The 17,947-nt window shown below is 47.5% G+C and carries 13 protein-coding genes; 3 read left to right on the plus strand and 10 right to left on the minus strand.

The annotated features are described in order from the left end of the window. Positions 1 to 199: 199 nt before the first annotated feature. The 3 genes from MKY64_RS10475 (at position 200) to MKY64_RS10485 (ending at position 3,178) form a co-directional block, all read left to right on the plus strand. Entirely contained in the window at positions 200 to 925 is a 726-nt protein-coding gene (locus MKY64_RS10475; RefSeq protein WP_340952758.1) for a response regulator transcription factor, read from the plus strand. Further along, positions 922 to 2,691, plus strand: a complete 1,770-nt coding sequence (locus MKY64_RS10480; RefSeq protein ID WP_340952759.1) for a sensor histidine kinase — start codon at positions 922 to 924, stop codon at positions 2,689 to 2,691. Before MKY64_RS10475 ends, MKY64_RS10480 begins: the two co-directional genes overlap by 4 nt. Before the next feature lie 70 nt (positions 2,692 to 2,761). Then, positions 2,762 to 3,178 carry a VOC family protein gene (locus tag MKY64_RS10485; RefSeq protein WP_340952761.1) on the plus strand — a complete coding sequence of 139 codons (417 nt, stop codon included), beginning with the start codon at positions 2,762 to 2,764 and terminating at the stop codon, positions 3,176 to 3,178. Between the two features lie 412 nt (positions 3,179 to 3,590). Here the strand turns inward: MKY64_RS10485 and MKY64_RS10490 are convergent, their stop codons facing one another. The 10 genes from MKY64_RS10490 to MKY64_RS10535 all read right to left on the minus strand — a co-directional run bounded on the left by MKY64_RS10490 (position 3,591) and on the right by MKY64_RS10535 (position 17,889). After that, positions 3,591 to 4,016, minus strand: coding sequence for an SRPBCC family protein (locus MKY64_RS10490; RefSeq protein ID WP_340952762.1), 426 nt, complete (start codon positions 4,014 to 4,016; stop codon positions 3,591 to 3,593). 37 nt (positions 4,017 to 4,053) lie between these two features. Continuing rightward, positions 4,054 to 4,740: a TetR/AcrR family transcriptional regulator gene (locus MKY64_RS10495; RefSeq protein WP_445671698.1), complete on the minus strand. Its 687-nt coding sequence runs from the start codon at positions 4,738 to 4,740 to the stop codon at positions 4,054 to 4,056. A gap of 54 nt (positions 4,741 to 4,794) precedes the next feature. After that, positions 4,795 to 5,967, minus strand: a complete 1,173-nt coding sequence (locus MKY64_RS10500; RefSeq protein ID WP_340952764.1) for an FAD-dependent oxidoreductase — start codon at positions 5,965 to 5,967, stop codon at positions 4,795 to 4,797. A 36-nt stretch (positions 5,968 to 6,003) separates the two neighbouring features. After that, positions 6,004 to 7,425 carry an MDR family MFS transporter gene (locus MKY64_RS10505; protein ID WP_340952766.1) on the minus strand — a complete coding sequence of 474 codons (1,422 nt, stop codon included), beginning with the start codon at positions 7,423 to 7,425 and terminating at the stop codon, positions 6,004 to 6,006. Positions 7,426 to 7,655: 230 nt separating this feature from the next. Beyond that, a complete protein-coding gene (locus tag MKY64_RS10510) occupies positions 7,656 to 9,119 on the minus strand; it encodes an alpha/beta hydrolase family protein (protein ID WP_340952768.1) in 1,464 nt (487 codons plus the stop codon). Between the two features lie 188 nt (positions 9,120 to 9,307). Continuing rightward, complete coding sequence (locus MKY64_RS10515) at positions 9,308 to 10,516, minus strand: GDSL-type esterase/lipase family protein (protein WP_340952769.1); 1,209 nt, start codon at positions 10,514 to 10,516, stop codon at positions 9,308 to 9,310. Between the two features lie 17 nt (positions 10,517 to 10,533). After that, a complete protein-coding gene (locus MKY64_RS10520; protein WP_340952770.1) occupies positions 10,534 to 12,750 on the minus strand; it encodes an FAD-dependent oxidoreductase in 2,217 nt (738 codons plus the stop codon). 99 nt (positions 12,751 to 12,849) lie between these two features. Next, entirely contained in the window at positions 12,850 to 14,475 is a 1,626-nt protein-coding gene (locus MKY64_RS10525; protein ID WP_340952772.1) for a response regulator transcription factor, read from the minus strand. Next, the gene (locus tag MKY64_RS10530) at positions 14,472 to 16,211 is read right to left on the minus strand and encodes a sensor histidine kinase (protein ID WP_340952775.1); all 1,740 of its coding nucleotides are present in this window, start codon (positions 16,209 to 16,211) and stop codon (positions 14,472 to 14,474) included. Before MKY64_RS10530 ends, MKY64_RS10525 begins: the two co-directional genes overlap by 4 nt. Positions 16,212 to 16,302: 91 nt before the next feature. After that, the gene (locus tag MKY64_RS10535; protein WP_340952776.1) at positions 16,303 to 17,889 is read right to left on the minus strand and encodes an extracellular solute-binding protein; all 1,587 of its coding nucleotides are present in this window, start codon (positions 17,887 to 17,889) and stop codon (positions 16,303 to 16,305) included. Positions 17,890 to 17,947 lie beyond the last annotated feature (58 nt).

Here is a 17,947-nt window from a genome sequence, read left to right on the forward strand (position 1 = left end):
TCCTTTGTTTGAACGATATCTTTACAGTCCAGTGTACGACATCAATCTTATCTGCCGTCTAACTTACTCTTACGACTATCATAACTTTGCGGCGGGCTACCTCTCCAAAATTAAGCATCCGTTAAGGTTACCGGCAAGCAGCACAGTGTTTCAGAATGGTATGATACTTATATAAAAAGCTGGGAGGCTCTATTTCGCCATGGATGAAGTTTCAATTTTGCTTGTTGATGATGAACAGGCGATTCTGCATATGCTCCGAACGGTATTGCTCAAGGAGCAATTCCTGGATATTGATACGGTCACTACCGGTGAAGACGCAATTGCTGCGTGTGAAAAGAAAACCTATCACTGCATCGTGCTGGACGTGATGCTACCAGGCCGAAGCGGGCTGGAAATCTGCCCTTTTCTGCGTCAAATTACAGATGCTCCTATTCTCTTTCTGACAGCGAAAACCACCGATTATGACAAGCTGACCGGCTTCGCGGTTGGCGGAGACGATTATGTCGTTAAACCCTTTAACCCGCTGGAAGTAGTCGCACGGATCAAATCCCTGCTGAGACGATATTTGCCCAGACAGACGGAACCGGAAAAACTGCCGCGGGAAGGGATCTATGACTATGGGCGCTTCCAGGTTATGGAGCCAGCCGGTGAACTCAGAGTCGAAGGTCAACCCGTGAACTGCCCTGCGCTGGTATACCAGCTGCTGCTATTCTTTTGCAAACATCCCAATCGTATCTTCACCAAGTCTGAATTGTATGAGCGGGTCTGGGGATCGGAGGCCATTTCGGACGATAACACCGTCATGGTACATATTCACCGGATTCGTGAGCGTATTGAGGCTGATCCCTCCAACCCTGAATTATTGGTGAACGTTCGCGGGCTAGGGTATAAGCTCATTCAGTCCGACATGGGATCTGGGCGATGAGTGTAAGACGCAGATTGATGACGCGGTTCATTGGCCTGCTTGCAGGTACGGTGATTCTGATCTTGATCATCGGCGGAAGTATAGCTTACTGGGTCATTCAGCAGCTGAATGAGGCCAGCCTTGTTGAAGATTTTGCCACTGTCGGACTCGACCAGCTAATCAGTACAGCAGAGATTTTGCCGGACGGTAGTGTTAAGTATGATCCGGGGTTGCTGAAGCGAATTGATGAAAACAACGGCTGGCTTCAGGTTCTCGATGAGCAGGGTCGTGTGTTGGATGCTTTTCATACCCCTTCCGATGTGCCGAATCACTATAAACCTGGAGAACTCATATCTTATTGGCAAGGACAAAAGCCCTTTCCCTACCGGCTATATCTGCTTATCCGCGAAAGAGAAGGCATTAATTTCACCCTGTTGTATGGAGAGAACAACCAGGCTGTAACCATGCTGGAGCAAGCATATAACGGGGGCCGTTATGCCAATAACAAGCTGGAATTGGCATCCGGGCAGCAGGAAATCATTCGAGCAGCGGATGCCTATCTTCAGATTTTGGATGAACAGGGACAGGAGATGGCTTCTTTCAACAAGCCCGCAGCAGGCATTCCGGACAGCTACAGCATCCAGGATCTGATTCTGCGTACACGATACCCCATCCGGTATGGAATGACCACAGTGACCAGCTATGATGAGCAGAACCATTCCACCTGGATGCTTAGTGTTCCTCTTGCGGGCAATCCGGCGGGTAGCAATGTGAACCCCTTCGGGTTTATTTTTGGACCTGCCCTGATTGCGCTTATGGTATCTATTATCGGCTTGCTGATCCTGCTTGCTGTCTGGTATGCCAACCTGTTCGGGTATCCGATGCTCCATATGCTGCAATGGCTGCAGCGGCTTGAAAGGGGACAATATGAGGAGCCGGCCGGCCCCCGCGGCAGGCCGCTTAGCCAGAAGAAGAACGGGAGATGGCGGCGAAACTATCGGGTATATACGGAAGTGTTACATTCCATCCAGACGTTATCCGCTACCCTGAAGCAGGATAAAGAACTCCGCAAACAGACCGACTCTTTGCGGGAGGAATGGATTGCTGGAATTACCCATGATCTGAAGACACCGCTATCCTCGCTCCAGGGTTATGCACACATGCTGGAGGCAGAGAAATACCAGTGGACTACGGAAGAGGTACGCGAATTCGCGGGCATTATGGTGGACAAGTCCATGTACATGGACAGGCTGGTAAGCGACCTGGCCATGACATATCGTCTGCGCAGCGGCGGATACCAGCCTCCTGTTGAGCTAACGGATATCAATGCTCTGCTGCAGGATTTGGTACAGCGTGCTGAGCGGAACCCGGCTTTTGGAGTGGGCCGCATTACGTTCCATCCCGCCCCGGTTGGGGTACAGGGTTATGTACACGTCCCCTCCTTTGAACGGATCGTTGATAATCTGACCGCCAACGCCTTGCTGCATAATCCGCCGGAGGCGAAGCTGATTGTAAGTGTGCAGCCAGGTATACAGGCAGGCGATTTCATCGTTCAATTTGCCGATAATGGACGCGGTATGGATCAGGAGACGGTGTGGAAGCTGTTCGAACGATACTATCGCGGCACAGATACAGGTGCGCCCGATGTCGGCTCAGGCCTGGGCATGGCGGTAACCAAAGGGCTGATTGAGGCCATGCAAGGGCGAATTGAGGTTCGATCGAATCCCGAAGAGGGGACAGAAATACGTTTGATATGGGACGCCCGTTCGAGGGCTGGAAGAAAATAATCCAGAGGTTCCAATGTGGTATAATCATAAGAAAATATTTGAAAATATATGACGAAGAGGTGTTCTGCTAATGGCATTAACGTCCGCATTCACGAGCCTCAACCTGCCTGTTAAAAACGTAGCCCAATCGAAAGTGTTCTTCACTGGACTTGGCTTTGAGCTCAACCCGCAATATCCGGATAACGAGACTTCGGTAGCCCTCTTGATCGGCGACAACCTGCAGGTCATGCTGATCGATCAAGCCTTCTTTCTTACACTCACGGAGAAGGAAGCCGTCGATACGGGCAAGTATGCGCAGATTACGATTGCTTTGGAATTCGAGAGCCGGGACAAGGTTGATGAAATCGTGAACACCGCACTCTCCTTAGGCGGGAAATTGCACGCTGAGCCTGAAGATCATGGATTCATGTATCATTGGGGCTTCGTGGATTTGGACGGCCATCTGTGGGCGATTAACTATATGAACATGGATGCGGCACAGGGTTGAGGCTAACGACGAATACACTCGTACTAAGGCTGCAAAAGAAAGACGCCGGGCAACTTCCCCGGCGTCTTCTTTGATAGTTTAGTGTTTTAAACCGAATACAATTGTCGGTACAGCGGAATATGGACCGAATGTATGTGAAAAACAACATACATTGTGCTCGCAAGCAGGCATATGGACCGAATGTATGTGAAAAACAACATACATTGTGCTCGCAAGCAGGCATATGGACCGAATGTATGTGAAAAACAGCATACATTGTGCTCGCAAGCAGGCATATGGACCGAATGTATGTGAAAAACAACATACATTGGGCTCGTAAGTAGGCATGCGGCTTGAATGTAAGTGAAAAACAGCATACATTCAGGCCGCGCGAAGGTAATCTTGTTCATCCCTTAGGGTGATTTTGTTCTAATCAGTTTTTTTCAGTATAGGATTTGAAATTGTCCATGATCGCTTGCCAGCCTGCTTGCTGGAGCTCGACGGGATTGGCGTTTTCCGCATCGAACGTTTGAATGATCTTCGTCTCATTCCCTTGACGGGCGAACGTAATCTCCACTCTTCTTCCGTCTTCTATGGTGTAGCTGATCACCTCATGCTGATTCACGACATCGTATACGCCGCCAAAATCAAAGCCCATGCTGCCATCCTTCGCTTCCATCCGTGTCATAAAGGTACCGCCAGGCCGCAGATTGTTCTCGGCTCTTGGCGCATGCCAGTCCTCGGAGGCCTGATTCCACTTAGTGATGTGCTCCGGCTCAGTCCAGTAGCGCCATACCTTCTCGATAGGGGCTTGTACCACAGTTTGTACGGTTACTTTCGTCGTTTGATTCTCTTCCATTTCAATAGACACCTCTCTCATGAACTTCGTCGCTTGGTTACTTACCATTGTCTCCCAACTGTTTGTGCAATATCCCCTGGAGTATTACTTCAATGGCCCAGAAGAACCTCTCCTTGGAGGCGGTATCCCCCGAGAATAAATCAGTCTTCAGACTGTTCATGAGCGGAAACCGTACCGGATCTGCTTCATTATAGTAACTTTGGGCAGTTTCCATCAGTTCGCTTGCTCTCTTAGCCTTCTCCAACGCAATGGAAGACACGTACAGGAGCAACAGGTCCGTTCCCCAAGCAGCGGCCGTAGAGGTGATTCCGCCCTTCTGGAGGACGGTAAGTAAATACTCATTCAGACGAAAAGCATGATTCCCAATGGGAATCGTCTGTAGGGATAGCTCCGCTAATCCGGGCTGCTCGATAAGCAGCTCCGCATAGGCATGCAGCGCTTGAAATAACTGCTCCTTCCAATTATCGTCCGTCAGCTCCGGCAGATTCAACTCTCCGAGACCAAGGTCAAGCACATATGAGCTCAATTCCTGCAGATTTTTGACGTAAACATACAGGGAGGAAGGTCCAGTGTCCAGTTGCTTGGCTACCTTCCTCATGCTCATACCAGAGGTTCCTTCCTGCTTCAGCAGCTCATACGCGGTCTTGACAATGATTTCATGACTAAGGGGTTCTTTGGCTGGCCGGTTGCGGCGGCTCACAATTTCACGTTTAGGTTTCATCATACTTTCCTTATAACATGCCGGAAGCCAATAGTAAATACATCGCCGAAGATAACATCAGCCTTGCTGCTCATACAGGTCTTGATAAGATTGCATGAGTGCTGCGAACTTTGGAGCGGCATTCTCTGAGAAGCTCAGGATGAGATTTTCGTTAGACACATGTGCTTTCTCTGAGGCATACTGGAACATTTTCTCTTCATATTCATCAATTGCCCCAGCTGTGTCCTTATTTCTTACAATGGCAAGGGCCAGCTCCAGCGCATCCAGCATCGCGAGATTCACCCCTTCTCCGGCAAAAGGAGACATGACATGTGCTGCATCTCCAATCAGCGTGACACCAGCGCTGCGTTCCCAGCGAAACCCGACGGGCAGAATGTAAATCCGTCTGGGTACAACCGCATCTTCGGCATACCGGATATAATTCTTGAGCGGTTCACTCCAATCGTGAAACAGCTCAAGCAGCTTGACCTTCGTCTCCTGCGGATTATCGTTCCGAATTTCGTCTAACCAGTCCCTCTCTACCTTGAAGCTTGCATATACTTTGATCCGTCCGTTGCCGTTCAACTGGCCCAGAATCCCTTTATGATCATCCAGTGCGAACATCTTGCCACGAGCATTGAATGCGGCCAGATCCGGGTGATCAGCTGCAATTACGTTAAGCTCCAGCATCGTCAGACCTGAATATTCCACATCTGTATCCGTAAGCAGAGGACGAACGCGGGAAAAGGCACCATCCGCACCAATTACAAGATCGGCCACAGCGATATGTCCATTCTCAAAATGAAGCTCCGTCTTACCCTCGCCCAGAGATACAACCTTCTCCAGTTTATAGCCATACTGTATGGTAGACGGATCTAACTTGTTTAAAAGCAATTCACAAAGCACACCACGGTCAATCTCCGGGCGTCTCTGCCCTTCCGAGCTCTCTTCATCGGCCACTTCATCCAGGTATATGGTTCCCGTCTTATCCATGAGCCGGAAGTCTTCGCCCTCAAACCGTGCTGCCTGCAGAAAAGCTTCATATAATCCCGCCTCCTTCAAAGCGAGCTGCCCGGATTCTTCATGGATATCTAAGGAGCCTCCGCGTTCATGGCTTAGGTCCTTATGCTCACGTTCATAGATTGTCGAGGTAATACCATGCTTTTGCAGAATCAGGGCAAGCGTTAGCCCCCCTGGTCCACCTCCAATAATTGCGATCCGGCGTTGTTCTGTAGAATTAACAGTTGTCATGTGTAGACATCTCCTTTTGTATAGATAGTTATTTTCTTAAGAAACCTGCTTCTTGCCTGCAAAAAACAAAGATAAAACCAATGCACTAACTGCAAACCCCAAAGTAATCCAGAAGGTTGAGCCGAAGGCATGACCTAATTGATCGGGTGAATGCTGCGCGGGAAGTCCCCTGATTTGGTTGGCCAGAAAAGCCATCGTGATGGTAACGCCGAAAGAGGACATGATTTGCTGGGCTGAAGTGGTGATGGGGGTAACACGGCTTATTAATTCCTTGGGAGCTGATCTGAGGACATGTGTATTGATCTGCATCATCGTTAAACCTTGCCCAAGCCCTGCAAAAGCAAAGCTGCAAATGATGTATAACGTACTGGTATGGGCATCAATCTGCGTCAGAGCAAGTAAGGAACCGCAAAGTGACAGAATACCCATAAGGGCGACCGGGCGAACACCGAAACGGTCAAACAACCGGCCGCCGGCATTAATCCCGACCGTAGATAACAGGGCTTGCGGGATCACATATAATCCAGCCTCAAGAGGAGTTAACCCCCTCACTTGCTGTAAATACAGCGGGAATAACAGAATACTCCCGAATAAAGCAATTTGATTTAACCAGGCGACAGAAATGCCATGTACAAAGGTAGGCGAACGGAATACTCTTAGCTCCAGCAGCGGGTGCTTTTGCCTAAGCTCATTCCAGATAAATACGGCCAGTATAACCAGGCCCCACGCCAGTGGAGCTAATGTCCATAGATTGGACCACCCCTGCTCACCTGCTTGATGGACGGCAAACACAATTGAGGTAAAGGCAACCGGGGCCAAAAGTGCGCCGATTACATCCAGCTTGTTGTTCGATTTTGAATCCGATGCAGGTAAGTACCTCCAGGCCATGAATAAAGCCAAGATGCCAACCGGAACGTTGATGAAAAAGATCCAGTGCCAGTTGATGTACTCGATCAGCCAGCCCGACAATAACGGGCCTAGAATGGGAGCAAGCAGCATCGGAATACCCAGGATGCCCATCACAGATCCTCTTTTGTCCGGAGGAGCGACCATGAATACAGTAGCAATTCCGATGGGAGCCACCATGCCTCCGCCCAAACCTTGAATGATGCGGAAAACGATAAGCTGAGCAGGAGTAGTTGCCATTGCACATAGCACAGAAGCGAGAACAAATAACACAATGCTAATCATAAACATTCGTTTGGGCGAGAAACGGTCAGAGAACCAGCCGGCTAACGGAATGACTGCCGATAAAGACAAGGTGTACGCCGTTATGACCCACTGAATCGTACTAAGATTGGTATCGAAGGCACTTACTAATTTCGGTACAGCTACATTCATGATGGTGCTGTCTAAGATCACCAGGAACATCCCTGAAGCAACTGCGAGAAGTATGGGCAGTATCTGCTTTAAGGAAAAAGCTGCTTGAACACTGCGGCTACTATTTGTATCTGACATAAACGCTCTCCTCCTTTCCTTCAAAAAGCGTATAAATAAGTTAAGATGATACATTTATAACACAACGAACACCGTTCGTCAAGAACGACGTTCGTTATATATTGGAGAAAGCCCCCTTCTTATTTCTATTCTCAGAATAGAATAAAGAAAGGGGCTGCTCCCGAAATCGTTTGTAATTATATCAAAATCGTATATGATTCCACACTATGCTTAATTGAAATGGCCTCGTCTTAAAGCTCTTCCGGCTTTATAAATTTCACCTCGGGATAACTGTCGTTTGGCCCCTCCAATAGTTGTCCCCCTTCTCCTTTCAATTCCTTATTAAAGAAATCGAGGACATAGTGATTTACGACGTCTGATCCTCTTTTACCATTAATATCTCCTGTGATTCCAGTCAGTTTAATCAGTTCAGAATAGAATTGAAGGTCCGTGAAATTGAAGTGCTGGGTACCCTCTATATAAATCGCAGGCCCTCCCTGATTGATCACATTTTTAATAATGTGCAGCTCTTCTTCAAGTTGTTTAGTGACTTCGTTATCCGGATTGGTCCCCTTCTTGAAATCTGTCAACCAGTCTTTAAAAACTCCGGATCTTATGAACATAAACGGCTTGTTTAGATCATCTCTATTGTCCACTTCGATCAGTGACCCGTCCATATTGACCCCGGCCTTGATTCTAGGATCTACATAAGTTGTGTTAAACGCTGTTGCCCCACCGAAGGAATGCCCCATTACGCCCAGATGATCTAGATCAATTTTTCCTTTAAATTGACTTTCGATTGCACCTGAATTCAGCTTTTCAATTTCGTCGATTACAAACTCCACATCTTTCGTCCATATCTTACCGATTCTTCTGCGATCTTCTACGGTAGTCGTCTTGGTGGTATAGTCCGTTACACGGCCATCCGGAAAAATGGTAGCAAAGGTGCTATACGTATGATCGATAGTGACCACGATATATCCGTGACTGGCGAGATTCTCGGCCTGTGATGCATGGAGAACCCGACTGGTTCCCATACCGTGAGATAGCAGTACCACAGGATAAGGACTTGTAGAAGGCAATATTTCTACATTTTCATAAGAGTTGGTTTTACTATACTTCCAGTAATCGAATACAAAGTCTGGTAGGTTTAATGAATTAGAATAGGTCTGGATATACTTTTTGAACATTTCTTTATCTTTTGGAAAAAGAGCTTCACTCTTCTTGTTACTGCTATTTGCAGTAGGGTACCACACTTGAACCATTAGTTCCCTCTTATCGCTTGGATCTGCAGTTAAGACTTCATCTCTGTTCTGATCCGTAAAATGAAAGGTTTGAGTACCCACTTTCTCCGGACCTTCAAGCTTCGGCAAATGAAAGACTGGCAAGTATACAGACAAGCCGGTAGATATAACAAGCAGAATGACGATGATGGAAGATGAACTATATTTCAACAGCTTCCCTGCTTTTATATTCCCTATATTTCCCATCTTGCCTAAATGCCTGAGTATAACGATGAGTATGAGTAACGCCGTCATCATATATACCAAAAGCAACTGCCATCTGTATCCCTCTACAAATAATTGAACTACTAATATAACGCTGCTTCCTATCCCCAAAACCAGTCCTGTTGTCTTTGCCCCTCTTCTGATAAACAATAGATCTGCGAGCAGCGCGAAACAGGATAGAACTAAAAGTATCTCAAATAATCTCATTTGACACCCTCTCTTTCTACTTCTTCTTTTGCTAAGATGTAAGCTTAACCAATGAAAGTGTATTCCCCGTGACGTCAATATGAACTGAATATGAACGGACAAAAGAAATGCATCAAAAGCTAAAAACCCTCAGGACGCTAGGATAGCGTTCCTGAGGGTTCATCCATTGTACAATGTCGAATGAGCCATTATAAGGGAGGCTGCACCAGTAACAGCTTCCCAAGCTGGATCACCGTTTGATCATACCAATCCGGATGCTGCCGGAAATGCTCACTGCTCCGTTCATTGCCGGATGCCTCGAACACGGCCGCTTTGTCTGTCTTGCCGGTATCGAGCTCGAAGCGAACCGTATGTTGCCCGTTCGGGAGCTCCGGCAGGAATACATACTGATTACGATTATGATCGTTGTAATGGGTGAACCGATCGATAATATAGGGTTCCCCTCCATCCACCGACACCTTTAATCTGCCAGAATCAGGCCCTCCGATATCGAATAATCCGATACGGGTACCCTCGAACTGCACCGTGACCGCCTCTCCAGGATCGGCTGCCCGCCACAGGCCGGGAAACAACCAGCTGTACTCGCGAGCTAGAGCAGAATCACCCGGTGTCAGATATGACCATCCTGTAGAAAAAGTAGTCAGACTATCCAGTGGCAGCATGGCCGCATACTCCCAAGGATTAGCGGGGACCAGCGGATTCTGAGGCAGGTGATGTACGAACCTTCCCGGCTGATCTTGAAGCTCTCTAATGAGCTCGAAGGACCGGGTGATCGTATCCGTGTAAATCTGGTGTCCTTCGGGAATGGTCGGATGGATCGAATCATGCGTAAAAATAACGGCGCCGGGAATGGATACGTCTTCTCTTGAGGTGAACACGAGTTGTCCCTCCGACACCAGATGACTGACCGCTACGCCCAGATGGATCGATGGAATCCCATAATAGTCAGCCACTTCCTCTTGCATTAGAGCGCCCTTCTGGTATTCCCCGGACTGGAACAAGGCCACATCCCGCTCCTTCAGCGTATACACGAACAGGATATCGGTAAACCGGCTCCGCTTGCGGATCTGACGGACAATCCCTTCGATCCGCGCCTTGGATTCGGGATCTCCGCCATCGTTACCGACAAATTCAACAAATACCAGATCAGGCCGGTGACGCAGTACATCTGTCTCCACACGGGCACAGCCCAGATCCGAGCCTGTCCCGTTAATACCTGCATTCACCGCGCGGATATCCGCCTTGGGATATTGCCCACGAAGCCAATCCGCCGTCATAACCCTGTATCCTTCAGAACGCGTATTGCTGCCACCGAAATAGACGATGGTGACCGTATCCCCATTTTCCAGCTTCTGAATGACATTAGGGAGCCCTCTTCGAGGGAATACATCCTTCATCTCGACTTCACCTGACCTCACTTATCGTTTTTAGGAGCAAAGCATTTTACAGCAAACACTTCAAAATAAGGCGAACCATACGTCGCATAGAAATCAAAACGGATTCGGGTGACCGCTTTCGCGTCCACCTTATGTTTGTTCAGGGTGAGATAATTGCCGCGGGTTATGATTGTCCGCTCGCTTCCGTCTTCTAAGGTTAAGGTCAACTCATAATCTTGGATCAGAGACTCAATCGGATCGTCGAAATGCTCCAAATTCAGCTGCGGGTTGAAAACAAGCTGGATTTCGTCCACATTTTTGGGGCTGGCCAAACCAAATTCCAGCCATTCCTGTCCTTCCGTACGCTCAGAAATCCAGCTGTTCGGCAGACCATAAGGTCTGGAGAAGCCGTTGACGACATTCCCCGGATTATACATATCCTGGGCCGGCAACAGCTCCTTGAAGCAAATGCTCTTATTGAATTTCTTCAGTCCGGACGGCTCTTCCGGTCTATAATAGAAGCTGACCGCTCCGGTCATTTTCTCTTCATTGCCGTATACGGCAAGGCCCGCCGTACCTTCCAGTACGATGTAGATTTTGTCGTCAGCCGGTTTCTGGCAGCCGAGGTCCAGCGTAATCCAGTCGTCATGACCGGGTGCAACAGCCAAGCTGTAGTCTTTCAACCCGCTGACGGGAATATAATTTTCCTTCCGTTCCCCGCCGAACAGCTTCACCTGCAGGGTTTCCGGATGCCCGGACCTGTTTTTAATTTTGATCCGTACGCTTTCAGCTACGGATGTCTGAATCGGCAGGACCAGACATAACCCTGTCTCCAGGGAAAGCTCTTCGGTTGGATGAAGATTGTCGTAGCTGCGCTGAGATGAAGCACGAATCGTTAATCCGTCAGCGAAGTACGGGTCCAATTCCTCCTGAAGCCCTACAATCGTTTGTCCGTCCCGGAGCAGCAGCGCCTGCAGCTCACTCATATGATCCTCAGCTATAGCCGCAGGATCTGCCTCATATTTAAAGCATAACGAAGCAGCCGTTCCCACCGCCTGTCCCATACAACCGCAGGTTGCCATTACCCTGGTTGATCCGAAGGCCACATGGGTAGCACTTATATTGCGGCCGGCGAACATAAGATTAGGAATATTTCGTGAATATAAACTGCGGAAAGGGATATTGTACAATCCGGGCACGAAATTCCAGGCTGTAGCCGGCCCCTCATCGTAGATGCCCTTATTGGCATGTAAGTCCATATACCATCCGCCGACGGATACAGCATCCTCGAAATGCGGCTTTGTGGTAAGATCGTTCTGGGACAGCATGTGATCACCAATAAACCGCCTGGACTCCCGCTTTCCCGGAATCGGGCATACATAATCCAGGATGAGATTGGCTACATCATCAAATTCGCCGCTATTTTTGATATAATCCCAAATTCCGTACACCAGTTTCCGCAGTTCCAAGGCGATCTCTTCATTATTCTTGATAATATCCAGATGCCCGCCGTATTCCAGCCACCACAATCCGCCAAGCCCGTTGATTTTCCTTGGAAATGACCGGTGGTTTAAGCCTTGTCTGATACTATCGAAAAAAGCCAGCTTCGTAATATCATACGCAAAGCCAGGTCTTTGGTAGGGAACGGAATACCCTACGTCACGGGCCTGAAACAGGATCGTATCGCCCATGGTGTAATGGTCCGCCACTTCAGGTGCCAATTCTTCCTTATATTCATGCTTCGCCTCTCTCCCCTGCCGGAAGTGAGCCCCTGCCTGATAGCCGACAATGCCATCTCCGGAACAATCGATATAGGTCCGGCTTTCGAAACGGAATTTTCTTTCGGAAGCTAATTGAAGACCCTCCACCCACTTAATTCTGCCGTTCTCCATCCCCGTTTCATGCACACATGTATTCAGGAATAGAGCAATGTTAGCCTCACCATAGACCATGTCGAGCAAGACCGTATCCGAAAGCGAAAGCATAAGCTTCTTGTTGTACAACGGATTATAGTGAAAAATCTTCAGCTTGAGCTCTTCCACCAATCCGCCCTCGCGCGCATAATAGGATGGACTGTTTCCGAGATATGCCGACCCGTTGATATGAACCCTGACCTCGCTGCTCGCATTTCCCCCAAGGACCGGCCGGTCATTTATAAGTGAGACCTGCAGCCCTTGGCGTGCGGCAGCAATGGCTGCGCAGATCCCGGCAATACCTCCGCCTACGACGGTTACATCTGCTTTAATAAGCTCCATTTTGATAACCTCCATGATTAGATCCTTTTCTCATGGTAAGCTTTTTGGGGAGCTTTTTTTTACATGATTTCACGAAAAAATTATACGATTGTTGCAAGGTTATCCCGATTCATACCGGGTGATTTTAATCCGGTATTGTTTGGGTGTATCCCCCGTATATTCTTTAAATAATTTGCAAAAATAACCTTCGTTCACAATCCCTACTTCCTCGCACAATTCCAATATTGAATAATCCCGAACATTTAACAGCTCGAGAGCTAATTGGATTTTTTTACGGTTGATGTAAGTGATCACGCCCTCGTTCATTGTTTTTTTGAATAAGCTGCTAAAATACGATGGAGCTAAATTCACTTCCTCGGCAATCGCCTCGAGCGTTAACCGCTGTTTCAGGTTACGCTCTATAAACTGTATAGCACTCATGATTTCAGCGCGGTGTAAAAGCTGGCCGGCGTGTACATAGTCGTAGGTGAAGTCGCCAATATAGGCAAGCTGCTCCCGGAAAGACATACACTCGATGGGAAACTCTGCTACCTCCGTGGTCAGCTTGTTTCCTGATTTAAACTTCACCGTAATGTCTCTGTACAAGTCCCGCAGCATAGGCACCATGATGGACTTATGGATTTTATGTTCCGTAACGAACTGGTTCAGATCAGTAAAGGCCTGCTCCAGCTCATCCTTGGAGACCTTTCTTTTCAGCCCGTCAAGAAATTCAGCCAGCCTCTGCTGAAATTCTTCTTTTCTGTCATTGTGGTATTGGAAGCGGTGCATAGGTGTTTTTACTGCTTTCTCCGTATGATAATAGAAATCATCACTCACCTTTTGTGCTTCCGTGTAAGCCTGTTTGATCGATTCCCAGCCCCGGTGCGGACCTCCAAAAGCGACAGATACCCTTACATTCAAGTATTGGTGCAAATGGGAGACGATCTGCCCCCCTAATGCCTGGCAATCATATTCCGTTTCCAGATCACTGCGGTTATTCTCCCAGGATAGGAAACCAATAAAACGGTTAGCGGATAAATCCGCAGCTACACCACTGCCCCCATTCATCACTGTTTCCTCGATGATATTCGTAATCGCATACCTCAGGATGCTTTGATCAGACGCTGAATAAGCGTTCCGGAAACTTCCATACCTGTTCATTTCGACAATAAAACAGCAATAGCTGGCTTGGAAGAAATGAAACTGCATGCGGTTGGCAAAATCCGATGCCCGGTGAGAAGGAATTTCCCCTCTGATCAGCTCGTTAAAAAACTGCTTGCGGACTCTATATTTATTTTCAAGCACGGATACGTTTAACGATTGAAATTCCGCTTCTTTTTTCTTAAGCTCATTTAAATTCCCGGCTGCCTTATCTAAAGCCCGGTTCAAATCCGCTTCCCTGAGCGGAACCTTAACAATGTACTCCATTACGTTGGCTTGAATCGCTCTCTGGGCGTATTCAAAGGAGGAATAAGCGGTCAAAAGAATGAACTGGGTACGGGGGAGCGTTGACTTTAGCTGCTCTATCATGGAAATCCCGTCCATTCGCGGCATCACGATATCAGAGATCACGATATCTGGCTTAAGCTTAACGATCTCCTCTATCCCCTCCAGCCCATTATTCGCTTTGCCCACCAAATGAAATCGCTTATCCCTAAGGGAGAGCTCTTGAAAAAACAATTCCAGCCGCTGAAGGATCAGATCCTCATCATCAACAATGAAGCAGGTGTATTCTCTCACCATCATGCATCTCCTTTAAACAAGCCTGCCGGGAATACGGCCTGAACACGGGTTATTTCCTTAGGTATACTCGTGATTTGGAGTCCGAATTGTTCTCCGTAGTGAAGTCTGATCCGGTCATGAATATTGTTTAATCCGATTCTTTTCCTTTTCACTTCCACATCACTGGGTTCTGAAGTTAAAATATGCTGTATGGTATCAGCCGGAATACCCTCGCCTTGATCAACGACTTCTATGATGACCCTGCCGCCCTCTCTGTACGCATGAATAGTAATAGGGCCTTCGATCCCCCCTCCGTTATAACCATGGAAGATACTGTTCTCCACAAGCGGCTGCAGCAGCATTCTAAATACCGGAAAGTCTGTTAATCCTGCTTCGATATCTTCAATCAATTGAAAGCTCCGGTTATAACGGATGTTCTGGATCGCGATATAATCCGATACATTTTGCAGCTCCTGGCGCAGTGAGACCTTCTCCGAAGCGTCGGCGATCCCGTATTCCAGGATTGAAATCAGAGACTCGATCACCACATCTACTTTCTCAATCTGTCCGAGCCGTATGACATTGCTGATAGAACCAAGCGTGTTATACAGGAAATGAGGGTTGATTTGCGACTGCAGCACTTGAATTTCCAGCTTGCGTTCAAGGTCATGATGAAGCTCTGCTCCCCGGATCAGTTCCACAATTTGCTGCAGCATACGATCGAATGCCCGGGAGAGATCGCCAAACTCATCGTTTCGGTTAATAGATATAGTAGTTGTCAGGAGACCCTGCTCCACCCGTTTCATTTTTGTTTTGAGTGCGTAGAGCGGAGTCCTTATATATTTGGCAATAAAAAAGGATACGAACAGGCTTAAGAGAAAGCCCGCAGCCAGAAGCTCGATATAATAGGTTTCCAATCTGGACAAAGCCGCTTTCAAGCGTGATTCATCATTGATTGAGATAATGGTCCAGTTGAACTTTTCCGTCGGTTTTTTCAGAAGGGAGACCTGAGCTCCCTCCTTGGTATGCAATTGAAGGCTTGTTTCTGCGGTATCCAGAATTTGTTCCGCTGATGTTTCACCGATTGAAAACGTATGGTCTTGAATATTCAGGGAGCCTTTATTTCCCGAAAATCCGGCAATGATTTTTCCCGATGCGGTGATTAGAGCCAGATTCATTTGTTCTTGTCTATTAATCTTGAACAAGGTTTCTTCAATGGCATTGAGATCCAAATCTACCGCAATAGCCATAGGAAACGGAGTACCGTTCAGATACCGGACCATGGTAACGGTCCAGCCGGAATATTTAGATTTGTAAGGGTCGCTGACAAAGGTAGTCCTTCTGTTCTGGTCAGCGGCAGCAAACAAGGATTCTCTTTCAGCTAAAGGTTCATCGAATATCCGGGTAGCCGTGCTTCCGCCTAGAATGGATAAATCGCTTTGGATCAGATAAATATTACTGACATAACTGCTGTTGAGTTCATACAGCTCTCTTAATTGCTTTTTAATTACGTCCGTATTGTCAATATTGGCTTTCACCGATGATTCCACCGAGAACAGGATCGTCTGGAAGGAGGAGAAATTAACGGTGAAATACTGGTCTATCTTGTCAAGAATTTGGTTGGTGTAATACACATCCGTGGTTCTTATTTCCTTCTGGACATAGCGGTAAGATAATTGGCTGATCAAGATGATGCAGCTTAATACAAAGGCAAAGACGATCAAAAATAATTTTAAGGGCAGGCTGATTCTTCTTCGCATCGATCATCTTCCTTCTGCATCGGTATGGAACAAATCATAGCATATGACAATAAAGAGAGGGCTAAGGATAGCCGCTCTCTTCGTTTAATTTTTACTTGATTAAGCCTGCTTCCTTAAATTGTTTGATTACTGACTCCCTATATCTCTGCATGTCAAACTTGGTCTCCAATGTATCAAGGAAATTGTCCCAGTTCGAAAGAGGTTCCTTGCCAGTCATAAATTTGACCAGGCTCTCATTAATGTAACGCTGGCGGTCAGCTGCCAATGAATCGTTCGGGTCTTCAGTCAATAAGTTCCCGGGCAACGTGGGCGCCACGTATTTCTGATTGTTCTCAAACGCTTCTGCCGTCTTAGGATTCTGGAAGCTGAAGTACTCCGCATCATCCCCGCGGCGCGGCATTCTGTAATGATCGACCCAGAGGTACTTTTCTTTCATGTCCTTCGATAATTCGGAGGTTTTATTTTTGATCTTGCCGTCCACCACATCCCAGTGAATTCCTTTGATTCCGTAGGCAAAATTCGGATAGGCTTCTTGGTCCGTGAAGAAATAATTCAGCATGGACAAGATCCGGATGATTTTCTCCTTATCCGCTTTCTTGGATATGGCCCATGAATTGCCCTGGAACGATTTTCTCTCTACAATCTGATCACCATAAGGACCTGTCATTGGAGGAATAACGATCCATTCCGGTACCTCTCCGCTGATTTCTTTCATTTTCTGCTGATAATCCGGCTCCAGCCTGCGGGCGTCTCTGATCATGAAGCCCACTTTCCCCTTAAATAACTTTTGGTCGAGCAAATCGGGCGTATTCATCGTCACCCAGTCCGGATCTACAACTTTGGCTTCCATCATTTTATGGATATAAGCGAGCGCTTCCTTCATTTTGGGATCGGTATACAGGAACACCGCTTCATTGTCCTTCACATCAATGGCTGAGGGAGGATTGACACCGAACATCCACATCAGACTATCGAAGCCGTAGGTTTGCAGATTACCTTCTTTATTCATACCGCCGATGAATCCGTACGTATCGTTCTTGCCGTTACCGTCCGGGTCCTTCTCTGTAAAGGCTTTCATAACTTCAAACAGCTCGTCAGGTGTTGTTGGCACCTCCATATTCAGCTTTGTCAGCCAATCCTTGCGGATGAAGTAGCTTCGGCTGATACCGTTTACATTATCATAACCCGGAACACCAATGGTTTGTCCCTGATAGGTCACCGCCTCCCAGGAGTCGCTGCTGAAACGTTTCTGCAATTCAGGAAATTGATCAAGATACGGCGTCAGATCTGCAAGAACGCCTTGATCATAATATTGAGCAAGATCCGCCCGGCTTTTCAAGAAGATCAAATCCGGAATATCTCCGCCAGCTATGAGCGTATTTAATTTAGTCGTGGCTTGCCCGGATTGGGGAATCATCATTTCGAGGTCAATGTTTACGGCTTCCTCCAGCATTTGGCGCTGAATATCTTCTTCACGTGGAGGAATCGGAGCAGCCGCATTGAACGTACCCTGGTTAAACATCGTAATTTTCAATTTGGTTTCAAAGGGACTTTGCTGGCCCTCTGAATTCCCCGATGCTGCCGGCGGTTCCTCTTTGGGTCCCCCACATCCTGACAATACCGTTCCCATACCCACTATTGCTGTCAGCATAGCCAATGTAATTGCTTTACGTTGCATAATGACCTCTCCTTTGCTTCTATATTATCACGGTTTCCCCGTAACAACTCAGGTTGGA

It is taken from the genome of Paenibacillus sp. FSL R7-0210 (genome assembly GCF_038009085.1).
Lineage (GTDB): Bacteria > Bacillota > Bacilli > Paenibacillales > Paenibacillaceae > Paenibacillus_AQ > Paenibacillus_AQ silagei.

What these genes read in the sequence shown, in the direction of transcription:
- MKY64_RS10475 (WP_340952758.1), top strand. Translation starts at nt 200, where the DNA reads ATGGATGAAGTTTCAATTTTGCTTGTTGATGATGAACAGGCGATTCTG.
- MKY64_RS10480 (WP_340952759.1), top strand. Translation starts at nt 922, where the DNA reads ATGAGTGTAAGACGCAGATTGATGACGCGGTTCATTGGCCTGCTTGCA.
- MKY64_RS10485 (WP_340952761.1), top strand. Translation starts at nt 2,762, where the DNA reads ATGGCATTAACGTCCGCATTCACGAGCCTCAACCTGCCTGTTAAAAAC.
- MKY64_RS10490 (WP_340952762.1), bottom strand. Translation starts at nt 4,016, where the DNA reads ATGGAAGAGAATCAAACGACGAAAGTAACCGTACAAACTGTGGTACAA.
- MKY64_RS10495 (WP_445671698.1), bottom strand. Translation starts at nt 4,740, where the DNA reads ATGATGAAACCTAAACGTGAAATTGTGAGCCGCCGCAACCGGCCAGCC.
- MKY64_RS10500 (WP_340952764.1), bottom strand. Translation starts at nt 5,967, where the DNA reads ATGACAACTGTTAATTCTACAGAACAACGCCGGATCGCAATTATTGGA.
- MKY64_RS10505 (WP_340952766.1), bottom strand. Translation starts at nt 7,425, where the DNA reads ATGTCAGATACAAATAGTAGCCGCAGTGTTCAAGCAGCTTTTTCCTTA.
- MKY64_RS10510 (WP_340952768.1), bottom strand. Translation starts at nt 9,119, where the DNA reads ATGAGATTATTTGAGATACTTTTAGTTCTATCCTGTTTCGCGCTGCTC.
- MKY64_RS10515 (WP_340952769.1), bottom strand. Translation starts at nt 10,516, where the DNA reads ATGAAGGATGTATTCCCTCGAAGAGGGCTCCCTAATGTCATTCAGAAG.
- MKY64_RS10520 (WP_340952770.1), bottom strand. Translation starts at nt 12,750, where the DNA reads ATGGAGCTTATTAAAGCAGATGTAACCGTCGTAGGCGGAGGTATTGCC.
- MKY64_RS10525 (WP_340952772.1), bottom strand. Translation starts at nt 14,475, where the DNA reads ATGATGGTGAGAGAATACACCTGCTTCATTGTTGATGATGAGGATCTG.
- MKY64_RS10530 (WP_340952775.1), bottom strand. Translation starts at nt 16,211, where the DNA reads ATGCGAAGAAGAATCAGCCTGCCCTTAAAATTATTTTTGATCGTCTTT.
- MKY64_RS10535 (WP_340952776.1), bottom strand. Translation starts at nt 17,889, where the DNA reads ATGCAACGTAAAGCAATTACATTGGCTATGCTGACAGCAATAGTGGGT.